Annotated in this window: 14 protein-coding genes; 8 read left to right on the top strand and 6 right to left on the bottom strand. The window is 68.4% G+C overall.

All coding sequences use genetic code 11. The features are described 5' to 3' along the window. Window positions 1-101: 101 nt before the first annotated feature. Window positions 102-1,847 (bottom strand): FAD-dependent oxidoreductase, encoded by a 1,746-nt coding sequence (locus ACFVJ5_RS26645; RefSeq protein ID WP_379224084.1) that lies wholly within the window; start codon window positions 1,845-1,847, stop codon window positions 102-104. A gap of 478 nt (window positions 1,848-2,325) precedes the next feature. On the opposite strand from ACFVJ5_RS26645, the gene ACFVJ5_RS26650 reads away from it, so the two are divergent. Then, the gene (locus ACFVJ5_RS26650; RefSeq protein ID WP_379224086.1) at window positions 2,326-7,788 is read left to right on the top strand and encodes a carboxyl transferase domain-containing protein; all 5,463 of its coding nucleotides are present in this window, start codon (window positions 2,326-2,328) and stop codon (window positions 7,786-7,788) included. A 39-nt stretch (window positions 7,789-7,827) separates the two neighbouring features. On the opposite strand, the gene ACFVJ5_RS26655 is transcribed toward ACFVJ5_RS26650, so the two are convergent. After that, on the bottom strand, window positions 7,828-8,364 hold the full coding sequence (locus ACFVJ5_RS26655; RefSeq protein WP_379224088.1) for a TetR family transcriptional regulator: 537 nt from the start codon (window positions 8,362-8,364) through the stop codon (window positions 7,828-7,830). A gap of 74 nt (window positions 8,365-8,438) precedes the next feature. Here ACFVJ5_RS26655 and ACFVJ5_RS26660 point away from each other — a divergent pair, with 74 nt between their 5' ends. The 7 genes from ACFVJ5_RS26660 to ACFVJ5_RS26690 all read left to right on the top strand — a co-directional run bounded on the left by ACFVJ5_RS26660 (window position 8,439) and on the right by ACFVJ5_RS26690 (window position 12,378). Then, window positions 8,439-8,816, top strand: coding sequence for a nuclear transport factor 2 family protein (locus tag ACFVJ5_RS26660; protein WP_379224089.1), 378 nt, complete (start codon window positions 8,439-8,441; stop codon window positions 8,814-8,816). A gap of 68 nt (window positions 8,817-8,884) precedes the next feature. After that, complete coding sequence (locus ACFVJ5_RS26665; RefSeq protein ID WP_379224091.1) at window positions 8,885-9,073, top strand: hypothetical protein; 189 nt, start codon at window positions 8,885-8,887, stop codon at window positions 9,071-9,073. 75 nt (window positions 9,074-9,148) lie between these two features. Further along, on the top strand, window positions 9,149-10,108 hold the full coding sequence (locus ACFVJ5_RS26670) for an Acg family FMN-binding oxidoreductase (protein WP_379224093.1): 960 nt from the start codon (window positions 9,149-9,151) through the stop codon (window positions 10,106-10,108). A gap of 118 nt (window positions 10,109-10,226) precedes the next feature. After that, complete coding sequence (locus tag ACFVJ5_RS26675) at window positions 10,227-10,517, top strand: hypothetical protein (RefSeq protein ID WP_379224095.1); 291 nt, start codon at window positions 10,227-10,229, stop codon at window positions 10,515-10,517. A gap of 1 nt (window position 10,518) precedes the next feature. Beyond that, entirely contained in the window at window positions 10,519-11,190 is a 672-nt protein-coding gene (locus tag ACFVJ5_RS26680) for a HemK2/MTQ2 family protein methyltransferase (protein ID WP_379224096.1), read from the top strand. 13 nt (window positions 11,191-11,203) lie between these two features. After that, window positions 11,204-11,383 carry a CDGSH iron-sulfur domain-containing protein gene (locus tag ACFVJ5_RS26685; protein WP_379224098.1) on the top strand — a complete coding sequence of 60 codons (180 nt, stop codon included), beginning with the start codon at window positions 11,204-11,206 and terminating at the stop codon, window positions 11,381-11,383. After that, on the top strand, window positions 11,380-12,378 hold the full coding sequence (locus ACFVJ5_RS26690; RefSeq protein ID WP_379224100.1) for an iron-containing redox enzyme family protein: 999 nt from the start codon (window positions 11,380-11,382) through the stop codon (window positions 12,376-12,378). Before ACFVJ5_RS26685 ends, ACFVJ5_RS26690 begins: the two co-directional genes overlap by 4 nt. Here the strand turns inward: ACFVJ5_RS26690 and ACFVJ5_RS26695 are convergent. The 4 genes from ACFVJ5_RS26695 to ACFVJ5_RS26710 all read right to left on the bottom strand — a co-directional run bounded on the left by ACFVJ5_RS26695 (window position 12,353) and on the right by ACFVJ5_RS26710 (window position 14,790). After that, window positions 12,353-12,781, bottom strand: coding sequence for an ATP-binding protein (locus ACFVJ5_RS26695; RefSeq protein ID WP_379224102.1), 429 nt, complete (start codon window positions 12,779-12,781; stop codon window positions 12,353-12,355). The two genes, ACFVJ5_RS26690 and ACFVJ5_RS26695, sit on opposite strands and share 26 nt — an antisense overlap. A 76-nt stretch (window positions 12,782-12,857) precedes the next feature. Then, window positions 12,858-13,277, bottom strand: a complete 420-nt coding sequence (locus tag ACFVJ5_RS26700) for an STAS domain-containing protein (RefSeq protein ID WP_379224104.1) — start codon at window positions 13,275-13,277, stop codon at window positions 12,858-12,860. A gap of 138 nt (window positions 13,278-13,415) precedes the next feature. Beyond that, on the bottom strand, window positions 13,416-14,255 hold the full coding sequence (locus tag ACFVJ5_RS26705; protein WP_379224106.1) for an RNA polymerase sigma factor SigF: 840 nt from the start codon (window positions 14,253-14,255) through the stop codon (window positions 13,416-13,418). A 97-nt stretch (window positions 14,256-14,352) separates the two neighbouring features. Beyond that, window positions 14,353-14,790 (bottom strand): anti-sigma factor, encoded by a 438-nt coding sequence (locus ACFVJ5_RS26710; RefSeq protein ID WP_379224107.1) that lies wholly within the window; start codon window positions 14,788-14,790, stop codon window positions 14,353-14,355. Window positions 14,791-14,925: the final 135 nt, after the last annotated feature.

Consider the following 14,925-nt stretch of genomic DNA (forward strand, 5'->3'; position numbering starts at 1 on the left):
CGACGGTAGTCGAATCACGGTGTGGCAGCGCGATAAGCGGGGGAGGCGGGAGAGGTCACAAAGTCTCGGTCGGCGATCTCATCGCATTCTCTACACCGCGCTCAGCGGTCCTCGCGGGTGGACGCGGTCACCGGCCAGATCGGCAGGCGAAGGGCGGCGGTCGCGGTGGCGGGAACGACGGGGTTGTTCGGTGCCACCGCGGCGATCCGCTGGTACGGAACGCCCATCGCCGGGCGCGGATCCGGTTCGCCCTTGTTGGGCCACAGCGCGGCCGCGCGTTCGGCCTGGGCGGCGATCGTCAGTGACGGATTGACACCGAGGTTGGCCGAGATCGCCGAACCGTCGACGACGCTGAGACCTGGGTACCCGTGGACCCGGTGATAGGGGTCGATGACGCCGTCGCTCGCATCGGTACCGATCACGCAACCGCCGATGAAGTGCGCGGTCATCGGGACGTTGAACACATCGGGCCAGGTACTGCCCGGTGTGGCACCGAGTTTCGCGGCGACGTGCCGGGTCGCCTCGTGCCCGGGCGGGATCCAGGACGGGTTGGGTTCGCCGAAACCCTGCTTGCTGGTGAACCGGCGACCGAACACCCCGCGCCGGGTGTAGGTGGTGATCGAATTGTCGAGGCTCTGCATCACCAGCAGGACCAGTGTGCGCTCGCTCCACCGGTTGGTGCGCAGCAATCGCACGGTCTGTACCGGGTGGCGGCCCGCGATGAGCAGCACCCGCGACCATCGCGGAAGCCGCTGGTCGCCGTCGACCAGATAGGTGTTGAGCAATCCCATGGCATTGGATCCCTTGCCGTAGCGCACGGGCTCGACGTGGGTGTTCGGCGTGGGATGGAACGAGGACGTGATCGCCACGCCCTTGGTGATGTCGACGGCGGGGTCGACCTCGGTGCGGCCGGCGCCGAGGATGGCTTCGGAGTTGGTGCGCGTGAGCACACCCAGCCGCGGCGAGATCCCGGGAAGTACCGCGGTGTCGCGCATGCGGAACAGCAGGTGCTGGGTGCCCCAGGTGCCCGCGGCCAGGACGACATGTCGCGCCGACAGGGTGGCGCGGTGTTTGCGGACCCAGCGTCCGGTGCGTTCGGTGTCGACCAGCCAGCTGCCGTCGGGTTGAGGCCGGATCGCTGTCACGGTGGTCATCGGTGCGACCACGGCGCCGGCCTTCTCCGCCAATCCGAGGTAGTTCTTGACGAGGGTGTTCTTGGCGCCGTGACGGCAGCCGGTCATGCATTCCCCGCACTCGATGCAGCCGGTGCGCTCTGGACCCACGCCGCCGAAGTACGGGTCGGCAGCGGTCCGGCCGGGTTCGCCGAAGTACACCCCGACCGGGGTCGGCACGAAGGTGTCACCGACTCCCATCTCGTGGGCCACCGACTCGATGATCGTGTCGGCCGGTGTCATGTGCGGATTGCGCACGACGCCGAGCATGCGGCGGGCCTGGTCGTAGTGGGGGCTGAGCTCGGCGTCCCAGTCGGTGATATCGGCCCACTGCCGGTCGCCGAAGAACGCCGATCCCGGTTTGTAGAGGGTGTTGGCGTAGTTGAGCGAACCACCGCCCACCCCGGCGCCTGCCAGGATGAAGCAGTCGCGCAGGCGGTGAATACGCTGGATGCCGTAGCAACCCAACCGCGGGGCCCACAGATACCGGCGCAGATCCCAGTTGGTCGCGGCGAAGTCCGCGTCCGCGAACCGCCGACCCGCCTCGAGGACGCCGACCGTGTATCCCTTTTCGACCAGGCGCAGGGCGGTGACGCTGCCACCGAACCCCGAGCCGACGATCAAGACGTCGTGGTCGTAGGAAGGGGCGGCGCTACCGGGGGATTCTGCTGACACGGACCCGACGGTAGAAGCCCGCGTGCCGAAGCGACCGATTCGGCGCGCCGACTGGCAGAACTCATGATCTCGGGCGCGTACTTATGGCACGGATGACAGTCGATGCTCCGCCCGCGCCCCACAGCTGGCGGGACCGGCGGGATGTCACCTCGAATATGTTGTAGGTCAACATGATTGATAGGATTTCGAAGTGAGTGGATGGTCCGGGACCGCAGACCTTGGCCGTCCACTCACTTCGGGGAGATACTTGTTCAACCAGCGGGCATCGCGACGCCTGCCAGCGGTCATCTCAGCGCCTTCGGCCGCTCGCGTTCGTCGGGTTGTATGGTGCTCGGCGGCCGCTCGTGCCTTGGCTACGTGCCGGTAACCCGCGCACGGTGCTTGTATATGGGGCACGGGGGTGCAGACTGCGCACGGACCGGGAGTTGCAAATCTCACCCGCAGGACGATGTCCTGGGTAAATGGAAGGAGTCGGCGAGTGTTCAGCCGTATCGCCATCGTGAATCGGGGCGAGGCCGCTATGCGCCTCATCCATGCCGTCCGTGATCTGGCGGCGGCAACCGGGCTACCGATCGAAACCGTAGCCCTGCACACCGACGTCGACCGGAATGCCACCTTCGTCCGGGAAGCCGATATCGCCTACGACCTCGGTCCGGCTTCGGCGCGTCCGTACCTCGACCTCAAAGCCCTCGAGAATGCCCTGGTGGCCACCAAGGCCGACGCGGCCTGGGTCGGCTGGGGCTTCGTCGCCGAGGATCCCGCCTTCGCGGAGCTGTGCGACCACATCGGCGTCACCTTCGTCGGGCCGAGTGCCGAGGCGATGCGCAAGCTCGGTGACAAGATCGGCGCCAAGCTGATCGCCGAGGAAGTCGGTGTGCCCGTCGCGCCGTGGAGCCGGGGCGCGGTCGACACCGTCGAGGACGCCATCGAGGCGGCCACCGAGATCGGCTACCCGCTGATGCTGAAGGCCACCGCCGGTGGCGGTGGTCGCGGCATCCGCGTGATCACCAACGAGGCCGAACTCGTCGACGCCTACGAGCGCACCAAGCAGGAAGCCGCCCGCGCCTTCGGTAGCGGCGTCGTCTTCCTGGAGCGTCTGGTCACGGGCGCCCGGCACGTCGAGGTCCAGGTGATCGCCGACGGTCAGGGCACCGCGTGGGCGCTGGGCGTGCGCGACTGCTCGGTGCAGCGACGCAATCAGAAGGTGATCGAGGAATCCTCCTCTCCCGTGCTGAGCGCCGAGCAGACCGCCGAACTCAAGGGCTCCGCCGAGCGCCTGGCGATCGCGGTCGGGTACTGCGGCGCGGCGACCGTCGAGTTCCTCTACCACCCCGGTGACCAGCTGTTCGCGTTCCTCGAGGTCAACACCCGCCTGCAGGTCGAGCACCCGATCACCGAGCTCACCACCGGCTTCGACCTGGTGCACGCGCAGTTGCGGGTTGCCTCGGGCATCAAGCTCGAGGGTGAGCCGCCGGCCGAGCGCGGCCACGCCATCGAAGCCCGCCTCAACGCCGAAGATCCCGACCGCGACTTCGCGCCCGCCCCCGGACGCATCGTGCGACTCGACCTGCCCGCGGGCCCCGGCATTCGCGTCGACACCGGCGTCAGCCAGGGCGACACGATCCCCGCCGACTTCGACTCGATGATCGCCAAGATCATCGCCTACGGCCGCGATCGCGACGAGGCCCTCGGCCGACTGCGCCGGGCCATGGCCCAGACCCGCGTCGTCATCGAAGGCGGCGCGACGAACAAGAGTTTCGTCCTCGACCTGCTCGACCAGCCCGAGGTCATCGACGCCAGCGCCGATACCGGCTGGATCGACCGGGTGCGCGGCGAAGGCCGCCTGGTGACCCATCGGCACTCCACCGTCGCGCTGGCGGTGGCCGCGATCGACGCCTACGAGGAAGACGAGCGGGTCGAGCGGCACCGACTGCTCTCGACCGCGTCCGGCGGGCGTCCGCAGGTGCAGCACGAGAGCGGTCGGCCGCTGGATCTGAAGCTGCGTGGCGCGGGATATCGCGTGCGCGTGGCCCGGATCGGCGCGCACCGTTTCCGCGTCGGCATCGAGGCCGGTGGCGAATTGCGCACCGCCGATGTCGATCTGGAGCGTTTCGACCACCACACCGGCCAGATCATCGTCAACGGCACCCGCTACCGGCTGATCACCGGCACGCACGGCCCCACCCACGTGGTGGACGTCGACGGCGTGACCCACCGGATCAGCCGCGACGAAGGCGGTGTCGTCCGCTCGCCCGCCCCCGCGCTGGTCGTCGGCACGCCGCTCGAGGTCGGCGCCGAGGTCGAGGCCGGAGCGCCCGTGCTGGTGCTGGAGAGCATGAAGATGGAAACGGTGCTGCGCGCACCGTTCCGGGCCCGGTTGAAGGAATGCGCGGTCTCGGTCGGCACCCAGGTCGAAGCGGGCGCGCCGCTGCTGCGGCTCGAGCCGCTCGCCGACGACGACGAAGCCGCCGAAGCCGAGACCACCGGCACCGTCGAGCTCGATCTGCCCAGCGCGGCAACACCGTTGCGCGCCCACGAGCGTGTGGCCCGCGGCCTGCAAGACCTGAGCAGCCTGCTGCTCGGCTTCGACGTGGACCCGCACGACGACCGTCGCGTCCTCGACGACTACCTCACGGCCCGTCGCGAAGCCGTCGCCGACAGCCTGCGCCCGCTCGCCGAAGAGCTCGAACTGGTGCAGATGTTCGCCGACCTCGCCGAACTGAGCCACAATCGCTCGGCCGACGACGATCACGGCCAGGGACACGTCCACAGCGCCCGCGAGTACTTCCACACCTACCTGCAGAGCCTCGACGTCGAACGGGCCGGGCTCCCCGAGTCGTACCAGGCCAAACTCGGTACGGCGCTGCGCCACTACGGGATCACCGAGCTGGACCGCACGCCCGACCTCGAAGCGGCGGTCTTCCGGATCTTCCTCGCTCAGCAGCGTCCCACCGACACCGTCACCGTCGTCACCGCGCTGCTGCGCGAATGGCTGACCGAGCCGATGCCCGACCAGGTGCTGCGCGAACCCGTGGGCCTGGCGCTCGAGCGTCTCGTCGCGGCGACGCAGGTGCGTTTCCCGGTGATCGCCGATCTCGCCCGCGGTCTGGTCTACGCCTGGTACGGCCAGCCGCTGCTGCGTCGCAACCGTGCTCGCGTGTACACCAACGTCCGTAAGCACCTGAGCTACCTGGACGCGAACCCGACCGCCGACGACCGCGGCGCCAGGATCGCCGAAATGGTGCGCAGCACCGAACCTCTGGTGCGGTTGCTCGGCCAGCGGCTCGAGCGCGACAAGCCCGACCACACCTCGATGCTCGAGGTGCTGACCCGGCGTTACTACGGCAACAAGGGCCTCACCGGCGTCCGTACCGAACAGGTCGGCGACACCACGTTCGTGGTGGCCGAACGCTACGGTTCGATGCTGGTCTCGACCGCCGTGAGTTTCGACGAGCTCGACGCCGCACTGGACGGGCTCGCCGAACTGGCGAGCGGCGCCGTCTCCATCGACGCCGACATCTACCTCAGCTGGGAATCGCAGCCCGAGGACTTCGACGCGATGGCCGCGGCCCTTCAGGAGGTGCTCGGCGCGCACCCGGTGCCGAATCAGGTGCACCGGATCACCGCCACCGTCGCGGGCAGCGGCGGCTCGGTGATGCACCACCACTTCACCTTCCGTCCGTCGGTGACCGGGATGGCCGAGGAACGACTGATCCGCGGACTGCACCCCTACATCGCGCAGCGGATGCAGCTCGAGCGGCTGCGCAAGTTCGACCTCACCCGGTTGCCGTCCTCGGACGAAGAGGTCTACCTGTTCCGCGGCGTGGCCAAGGAGAACCCCTCCGACGAGCGCCTGATCGCCTTCGCCCAGGTCCGTGACCTCGCGGCGCTGCGCGATCACGACGGCCGGTTGGTCGCCCTGCCCACCGCCGAGAGCGCTATCGCCACCTGCGTCGACTCGATCCGGCGGGCCCAGTCGCGGTTCCCCTCGGCCAAGCGGCTCAACACCAACCGCATCGTGATGTACATCTGGCCGCACATGGATGTCACCCGCGCGGAGCTCGAGACCATCGGCGGCCATGTGCTGCCGACGGCCGCCGGCGCCGGGCTCGAGGAGATCCTGCTCATCGCCCGCCAGCGTGATCCCGAGACCGGCGAGCTGACCAAGGTCGGCGTGCGCATCTCGTTCCGTCCCGACGGCGGGTCGGAGGTGACGGTCGGCGAACGGACCGACGAACCCGTCGAGCCGTTGGACGAATACCGGCAGAAGGTGCTGCGCGCCGCGGCCCGCAACACCGTGTACCCGTACGAATTGACTTCGCTGCTGGGCGATTTCGCCGAATACGATCTCGACGCGAACCACGCGCTGGTGCCGGTCGATCGGCCCAAGGGCCACAACACCGCGGCGATCGTCGCCGGTGTGGTGACCACAGCGACCGCGCAGCATCCGCAGGGCGTCACCCGCGTGCTGCTGCTCGGTGACCCCACCAAGTCCCTCGGCGCGCTCTCGGAACCGGAATGCCGCCGGGTGATCGCCGCGCTGGATCTGGCCGAGAGCCTGCAGGTGCCGCTCGAGTGGTACGCGCTGTCCTCGGGCGCGCGGATCTCGATGTCCTCGGGTACCGAGAACATGGACTGGGTCGCGGCCGCGCTCAAGCGGATCGTCGAATTCACCCAGGACGGTCGCGAGATCAACATCGTGGTCGCCGGCATCAACGTCGGCGCGCAGCCGTACTGGAATGCCGAGGCCACCATGCTCATGCACACCAAGGGTGTGCTGGTCATGACGCCCGACTCGGCCATGGTGCTCACCGGAAAGCAGTCGCTCGACTTCTCCGGCGGCGTCTCGGCCGAGGACAACTTCGGCATCGGCGGCTACGACCGGGTGATGGGCCCGAACGGGCAGGCGCAGTACTGGGCGCCGAACCTGTCCGCCGCCCGCGATGTGCTGATGGCGCATTACGACCACACCTACGTCGCCCCGGGGGAGCAGGCGCCGCGTCGGGCCGCGACCGGCGATCCCGTCGACCGCGACATCTCGAGCTTCCCGCATGTGTTGGCGGACAGCACCTTCGCCAGCGTCGGCGAGATCTTCTCCGCCACCGCCAACCCGGATCGCAAGAAGCCCTTCGACATTCGCACCGTGATGCGGGCACTGGCCGACCAGGACCACCCGGTCCTGGAGCGCTGGGCCGGGATGGCCGACGCCGAGACCGCGGTGGTGCACGACGCGCACCTCGGTGGAATCCCGGTGTGCCTGTTGGGAATCGAGTCACGCAATGTGGCGCGGCGCGGTTTCCCGTCCACCGACGGCCCCGACACCTACACCGCGGGCACCCTGTTCCCGCGTTCGTCGAAGAAGGCCGCCCGGGCTATCAACGCCGCCAGCGGCAACCGGCCGCTGGTGGTGCTGGCGAACCTGTCCGGCTTCGACGGCTCGCCCGAATCGATGCGCAAGCTGCAGCTCGAGTACGGCGCCGAAATCGGTCGCGCCATCGTGAATTTCGACGGCCCCATCGTGTTCTGCGTGATCTCGCGCTACCACGGCGGTGCGTTCGTGGTGTTCTCGAAGGCGCTGAACCCGAACATGACGGTGCTCGCGCTCGAAGGGTCGTTCGCCTCGGTGCTCGGCGGCGCGCCGGCCGCCGCGGTGGTGTTCGCCGGTGAGGTGAAGTCCAGGACCGCGGCCGATCCGCGCGTGCGGGAGCTGGAAAGCCGGGTCGCCAATGCCGTCGGCACCGACCGCGCGACGTTGAGTGCCGAACTCGACGAGACACGGTCCTCGGTGCGCGCGGAGAAGCTGGGCGATGTGGCCGCGGAATTCGACCGCGTGCACAACATTCAGCGCGCGGTCGAGGTCGGTTCGGTGGACGCCATCGTCAGCGTCGCGGATCTGCGTCCGCGAATCATCGGCGCGATCGAGGCGCGACTGCCCGCGTAGTACCTCGGCGGACCGGGCTCGGGATTCGACCGAGCCCGGTCAGTCGGCGCCGTACAGGCGTAGAACCGACGATCGGAACTGAGTGGCCGCTGTCGCCGCGTCGATCCGGCCGCCACGCACGTGCTGCCCGGCCGCGTGGCCGAGCGCGATCGTCGCGGCGACGAGCCATTCGGTGGACAGATCCGTGGTGAATTCTCCGGTTTCGCGGCCGCGCCGGATCAGCGCGTCGAGGTGCTCTTCGATCGGTATGTGGCGTGCGGCGTCGGCCGCGGAGTCCCTGTCGGAGAAGTCGAATCTCGTCTGTTCGGCCAGCATCGTGGCAACGGCGGCGAGGAACCGATCGAGAGCCGCGGTGGCGGTGCCGGTGTAGAGGTCGGCTGTTTCCAGTACGTCGAGCGCCCGTCGGTTCTGTTCGTCGCGCACCGACGCGAGCAGCATCTCCCTGGTACCGAAGTGCGCGTACGCGGTCTGGCGCGTGACCCCGGCCGCGGCGGCGATATCGGCCATGCTCGCCTCCGGATGCTCGCCCAGCACCCGGATCGCGGCGGCGACCAGCGCCGACCGGTTGCGTCCCACCTCTACACGCTGACGGCGCCGCCTTATCTCTGACACGATTGACAACGATAACAGGCCACTTAAAATTGTCAGGTATGTCAGAGATAACTGAACGCGCGGCCCGTCGACTCGTGCTCGACTACACCCGTGACATGGCCATGTCCGACGAGGACCCCGCCGCAATCGTGGATCGCACCCTGACCGAGGACGTGATCTGGCAGACCGACGGCACCGAGCTCGATCGCGACCGGCTGATCGCGCACGCGTCCCCCGCCCGCAAGAACGTCACCGCCGTCGATATCGCGATCGACGATCTGCTCGTCGACGGCCACCGATTCGCCGCGCGGTGCCGACTCGACGCCGAACATCGCAAGCTCGGACACGTGCGGATCGAATGGATCATGATCGGCAGCGTCGCCGACGACGGGCGCGTGCGACGGATTCATCAACTCGCTATGACCCCGAAGTCGTAGGAGTGGTCCTGACCACAGTGAATGCCCCTATATCCTGGTCTCTTCGCATCACGAGTAGGAGCGTTCCGATGGCCTTGGCTCGACACTGCGACCGCGATGGTTGCGATAGCTGGCAGCGCATCGATCACGACGTCAACAACCGATGGATCACCGTCGACCTCGGTGCGGGCGAAGTGCGGCACTTCGATACCCGCGACTGCCTGCTGCACTGGGCAGCGGCCACCAGCGTCCCGAACGAGGTCTATCCGGCTGTGTAATTTCTCAGATTCGCCACCTAGGGTCGGGGCCGGACGCAGCACGCCGACCTGCACAGGAAGGAAGACTGGCGAGACATGCCGAGCATCACAACATGCCGAGACGCACTCGAATTGGCGGTGCGTGCGCCCTCGGTGCACAACACCCAGCCCTGGCGCTGGCGGATCCAGCGCGGCCGCGTCGATCTGTTCGCCGACTTCGGACGTCAGGTCACCGCGACCGACCCCCTCGCACGCGCTCTCGTGGTGAGCTGCGGCGCCGCGCTGCATCATCTCGAAGTGGCCTTCGCCGTGCTGGGCTGGCAGGCCGAGATCGATCGGCTGCCCGATCCGGATCGACCCGATCACCTCGCGAAGGTGCGGTTCACACCGCGCCCGCCATCTGATCGCGATATCGGGCTGGCCGCCGCCATCCACCTGCGCCAATCCGATCGGCGCCGCTATCCCGGCATGCCGGTGCCCGCGCGCGACCTGCGTGCGGTGTCGCGGTGCGCGGCCGAATTCGGGGCCGCGGCCCGGCACGTTCCGGACAGCATGCTCTCGCAGCTGGCCGCCCCCATGCGTCGCGCCGCCGCCCGGCATGCGACGGACAAGAACTATCTGGCCGAACTGGAGCAGTGGAGCGGCTGCCACGGCGAGCCCAACGGCGTCCCTGCCCGCAACGCGCCTGCCGGCCGGTCGTCGGACGAACTACCGGTGCGGGTCTTCGCCGAAGCGGAACTGTCGGAGTACACCGACGAGCCCGACTCCGCCCACTGGCTGGTCGTGTGCACCCCGCACGACAACCGCCTCTCCCAACTGCGCGCGGGCCAGGCGACGAGCGCGATCCTGCTGCAGGCCACCCACCTCGGCCTGGCGACCAGCCTGCAATCCGAACCCCTCGGCATGCTGGATCTGCGCGACCAGATCCGCACCACGGTCCTGCAGGAATGCGCCTATCCGCACGTCATGATTCGAGTCGGCGTGATGCCGCACGCCGCGGCGCCCTTGGAATCCACCCCGCGCCGCCCGGTGACCGAGGTCATCGAAACGAACTGAATCACCTGGTCGATCGGTGTTTCGACCGGGTCGGCGCGAGGGGTGGCTGATTGCTTCGACGGTTTACGGGCATGTCCACACCAGGGCGGTCTCGTCCTCGAAAAGGAGAACATGCGCGATGAATCAGTCAGAGAAGCAGTTTCCCGATGACGCTCGGACCACTCGAACCCATGCGGGCGAGTCGATCAGGGACACCAGGAATTGGCCCGGATTGATTCTCGCCGCTATCGGGTTGGTGCTGCTCGGCCTCACCCTCACCGCGGCCGGGTACGGCTTCGCCGGCTGGGCCGTGATCGCGGGTGTGGCGTGCGCGGTGTGTCTGGTGGTGGGGATCGGGCTCGTGGTCGCCGAGCACCGGCGGGTGAAGGCGCAGGAGGGTCTCGCCTTGGGCGAGCCGCGGGGACACTGAGATGGTCGTCCTGCGGGCGCCGCGTGTCTACCGACCGCAGGCCGATACCTGGCTGCTCACTCGTGCGATGCGTGAAGTGCCGTCGCTGTCCGGCGGGCGGGTGCTCGACGTCTTCGCGGGGACCGGCGCGCTCACCATGGCCGCCGCCGCGGCGGGTGCGGGCAGTCTGACCGCCGTCGACCTGTCCTGGTCGGCGCTGATGTCGACGTGGATGAACTGCCGGTTGCGCGGCATCGCGGTGGAGTTGCTGCACGGCGATTTCGAATCCGCGTTGCGGCTGCCGCGCTTCGACGTGGTGGTCGCGAACCCGCCCTATGTTCCCGCGGGCCGGGCGGCCGGTCGCGGTGCGGCGCTGGCCTGGGACGCGGGCCCCGACGGCCGAAGTGTGCTCGACCGGTTGTGCGCGATGCTGCCCGACCTGCTGACCGAGCGCGGCGTCGGGTTGATCGTGCATTCGGCGATCAGCGATCCCGGGCGCAGCCTGTGCCAACTGCGTGGGCTGGGCGAGAACGCCCATGTCGCGGCGACCGGAACGGTGCCGTTCGGGCCGGTCATGCGGTCTCGCGCCGGATGGTTGGCCGCCAACGGCTTCATCCGGCCCGGTCAGCGCGAGGAGGAACTGGTGGTGATCCGTGTCGACCGAACAACGTCTTCCGTCGCAGACCCCGCCTGAGTCGCGGCGGGTCGTGCTCACCGACGGCGGGCCCGCACTCATCGACGGTCCCGTCGACGTGGTCACCGCCGACGGCACGGTCCTGCACTGCGACCGTTTCGTGGTGGCGCTGTGCCTGTGTCGCCGGTCGAGCACCTACCCGCTGTGCGATACGAGTCACCGGCGCCGACGTCATCCGAGGAGTGCCGAATGACGGCTCTGCGATCACTGCCCCGCCCACGTGGCGAGTTGTCTGCCGCGGTCACCGAATCGCTGACGCGGACACCGGGTTCGGTGGTTCCTGAGGCCGGCGGACTCGACCCCTACGGCGAGGATCTTCTGCTGACCCTGCACACCTGCTACGAACTGCACTATCAGGGATTCGCCGGTGTCGACGAGAACTGGGAGTGGGACCCCGACCTGCTGCGCTTGCGCCGCGACCTGGAGAACCAGCTGCTCACGGCTCTGCATGCCGATGTCCCCGGCGGCGACGATGTCGAGGCCGAACTCGACCGTCTCCTCGAACCGACCCGCGACACCGACGGCATCGCGGGATTCCTCGCCGAGCGGGGGACGGCCGACCGGTTGCGCGAATACTTCGTCCACCGCTCGATCTACCACCACATCGAAGCCGACCCGTACGCCTGGGTGATCCCGCGCCTGCGCGGACAGGTGAAGGCGTCGCTGGTGGCGGTCGAGTTCGACGAGTTCGGCGCCGGCCGCGGCGAACGCGTGCACGCGCGACTGTTCGCCGATCTACTGTCCGGCGCCGACCTCGAGCCGAGCTACCTGCACTACCTCGACACCGTGCCCGCGCCGATGCTGGCGCTGGTGGACATGATGACGCTGTTCGGCCTGCATCGTGGCCTGCGCGGCGCGCTGATCGGGCATTTCGCGACCGCCGAGATCACCTCGTCGCCCGCGTCGCGTCGCCTTGCGGAGCTCGCCCGCACACTGCTCCCGCATCCCGCGTGCGCGCATTTCTACACCGAACACGTCGAAGCCGACGCCGTGCACGAACAGGTGATGCGGCGCGACGTCATCGCCGGATTGCTGGCCGCCGAACCCGGCGAAGCCGCCTCGGTCGTGTTCGGCATCCAGGCGACGAACCTGCTCGAGGACCGCTTCGCCGATCACGTACTGACATGCTGGAACGAGGATCGCAGCTCGCTACGCGAGGCGCTCAGTGCACCCGCCGCACCTGGGTGAAGGCGATTCCGACGGGATAGCCGCCCCGTTCCCGGTCGTAGGCCTCGTGGTCGGCGGCGAGATGGTCGGTGATCGAATGCATCACGTGCCAGCCGAATCCGGTGGTGTCGATCGCGTGGTCGCTGCCGCAGACCGCGGTGACCGCGATCCGGATCCGGAACCCGTCGGCGACCACCTCGCAGTGGATCTGGGATTCGGGCACCGCGTCGAGGATCAGGCAGGTGGCAGCCTCGTCGAGCGCGACGCGGATATCGGCCACCTCGTCGACGGCGAAACCGGCGATCAGAGCGACCGTTTCGGCGACCGCGCGGAGCATGACGACCTGGCTCAGGTCGGCGTCGATCTCGACGCGGGTCGATGTCGCACGTGACGAGTCGGTGATGATCCTGTCGCTCGAATCCACGATGTCCTCCTCCCGTGCGTGCGCCGGAGTGGTTCATCGAGCGCATACCCAGGATCAGGGTGCGCGAAACGACATGTCAGTGACCTGGTTCCGATCGGGCGGCATCGTCGATCGAGAGGTAGTACCGGAACAGCGGCCGCACACCGACCAGATCCAGAGCTCGCTCCACCTCACGCGTGCCGGTGAGCAGGCGGATCTCGATCCGGTGCGTCCACGCCTCGACTTTCGCGTCGCGCAGCATCGCCGCGACGCGGATACTCAGGAATTCGGTGTCGCGCAGATCGATGACGACGACGCGTGCGCCAGAACGCACGGAGCGATCGAGCAGCGAACGGAATCGCGGCATTCGCGCCGCGTCGAGTTCGATGCCGCCGTGGAGTATCCAGCAGCCAGGTCGTCCCGGGTCGCGCAAAGCCAACTCGGCCGCGGCATCCGCGGAGCACCCGCGGTACCAGCGCAGCCGACTCGAATGCCGACGATCCGTGACGACAGACATAGAACCTCCTGTGCGACAGGAATTTCCGGTCATCGGTGCCGAGGGGGCATCGGCCGACCCTGGGGGAGCGGCAGACGAGGACCGGGGTCGGCTGGAGGTCTCAACCTGGGATAATTCTGGCACGTGTCACCGCCGCTGTCACTGCGTCGACGTCGGCTCGGCGAGCGCTTGCTCACGCAGACAGGACAAGGTCCGTGCGAGGATCCGCGAGACCTGCATCTGCGAGACACCCAGGTGCTCGGCGATCTGGCCCTGCGTCTGGGACTCGTAGAAACGCATGATCAGCACCTGCCGCTCCTCGGCGGGCAGCGCGGCGATCAGCGGACGGACCGCCATCGCGTCCTCGGTGAGTTGGTAGCAGGGCTCGTCGCTGCCGAGCGTGTCGGTGATGGGCTGGGTGGAGTTGTCGCGGCCGTCGTGGGTGACGCCGTCGATGGAGTTGGTCTGGTAGCCGTTGCCCGCGACCAGCGTGCGGGTGACCTCGACCAGGTCGACGTCGAGTTCTTCGGCGAGTTCGTGCGCGGTGGGGAACCGTCCGAGCCGCTGCGAGAGTTCCTCGGTGGCGGGCCCGATCCTGAGCTGGATCTCCTTGAGCCGTCGCGGCACCCGGACCGCCCACGTGCGATCACGGAAGTGCCTGCGTACCTCACCCATGATCGTCGGGATCGCGAAGGACAGAAAGGAGGAGCCACGGGTGACGTCATAGCGATCGACGGCGAGGACCAGCCCCACCCTGGCGGTCTGCTCGAGGTCGTCGAACTGCTCGCCGCGGCCGTTGAACTTGCGCGCGATGTGGTCGGCGAGCGGCAAGCACAGTTCGATGACCTGCGCGCGCAAGGGGTCGCGGTGCGCGTCGCCGGGCGGAAGCGCCCGCAGCTTCTCGAACCACGGTTCGATGTTGTCGTAGCTGTCGCCGTGCGAATGCGATCGCCGGGCGGTCGAGCGGTCGGCCGAAGCTGTCGTTGATTCCCATGTCATCGCTACTTGCCTCACTTCCAGGCGGTTGCAGATGTGTTCATGGGGTACCCACCGGGACCCGGGGCTATGCCCTACTCACGAGGCTAGCGCGCGATGGTCACGACTTGGCAGGTCCGTGCAATCGCCTGATCCAGCCGAATTCCACCGTGGTGGGGTAGCCGTCGCGGGCCGCGTCGAAACCGGCGTAGTCGGTGCGCAGCGCGTCGGTCAGCGTCGCGACGACGTGCCAGCCGAAGGACTGCTCATCGAGGGCGGCGGGCTCTCGGGCCACGGCGCTCACCCGGGCGCCCAGCGCTCCGTCCCCACCGGTGAACGAGCAGTCGAGCAGGGTGTCCGGCGTCGCGACCAGCATCAACGCGGTGGCGACCTCGTCGAGGGCCAGCAGGAGATCGGTGACCTCGTCGAGCGCGAAGCCACCGACGAGCAGCACGGTCTCGGCGAGGGCGTGCACCATGCTCAGCTGGTCCAGTTCGGCGGGCACCTGGAACCCGACAGTTCTCGAGCGGGGAGCGGTGTCGCGATCTCGAGCCCGCACGCCACCTCCCTCATCCATCACCGTTTGTCGAAGGTTACCCAGTAACCGTCGGGTCACGCCTCGAGCTCATTTCGGGTCGTTGCCCGTCGACTCCGGTTCACCCGGCCGCTTGCCACGGCGCTTGCGCATCGTCAG

Origin of the sequence: Nocardia sp. NPDC127606 (genome assembly GCF_042671725.1) — a bacterium.
Lineage (GTDB): Bacteria > Actinomycetota > Actinomycetes > Mycobacteriales > Mycobacteriaceae > Nocardia.

Excerpts from the sequence above, each read along its gene's own strand:
- ACFVJ5_RS26705 (WP_379224106.1), bottom strand. The coding sequence starts at position 14,255 with ATGACATGGGAATCAACGACAGCTTCGGCCGACCGCTCGACCGCCCGG.
- ACFVJ5_RS26700 (WP_379224104.1), bottom strand. The coding sequence starts at position 13,277 with ATGTCTGTCGTCACGGATCGTCGGCATTCGAGTCGGCTGCGCTGGTAC.
- ACFVJ5_RS26690 (WP_379224100.1), top strand. The coding sequence starts at position 11,380 with ATGACGGCTCTGCGATCACTGCCCCGCCCACGTGGCGAGTTGTCTGCC.
- ACFVJ5_RS26660 (WP_379224089.1), top strand. The coding sequence starts at position 8,439 with ATGTCAGAGATAACTGAACGCGCGGCCCGTCGACTCGTGCTCGACTAC.
- ACFVJ5_RS26680 (WP_379224096.1), top strand. The coding sequence starts at position 10,519 with ATGGTCGTCCTGCGGGCGCCGCGTGTCTACCGACCGCAGGCCGATACC.
- ACFVJ5_RS26675 (WP_379224095.1), top strand. The coding sequence starts at position 10,227 with ATGAATCAGTCAGAGAAGCAGTTTCCCGATGACGCTCGGACCACTCGA.
- ACFVJ5_RS26670 (WP_379224093.1), top strand. The coding sequence starts at position 9,149 with ATGCCGAGCATCACAACATGCCGAGACGCACTCGAATTGGCGGTGCGT.
- ACFVJ5_RS26665 (WP_379224091.1), top strand. The coding sequence starts at position 8,885 with ATGGCCTTGGCTCGACACTGCGACCGCGATGGTTGCGATAGCTGGCAG.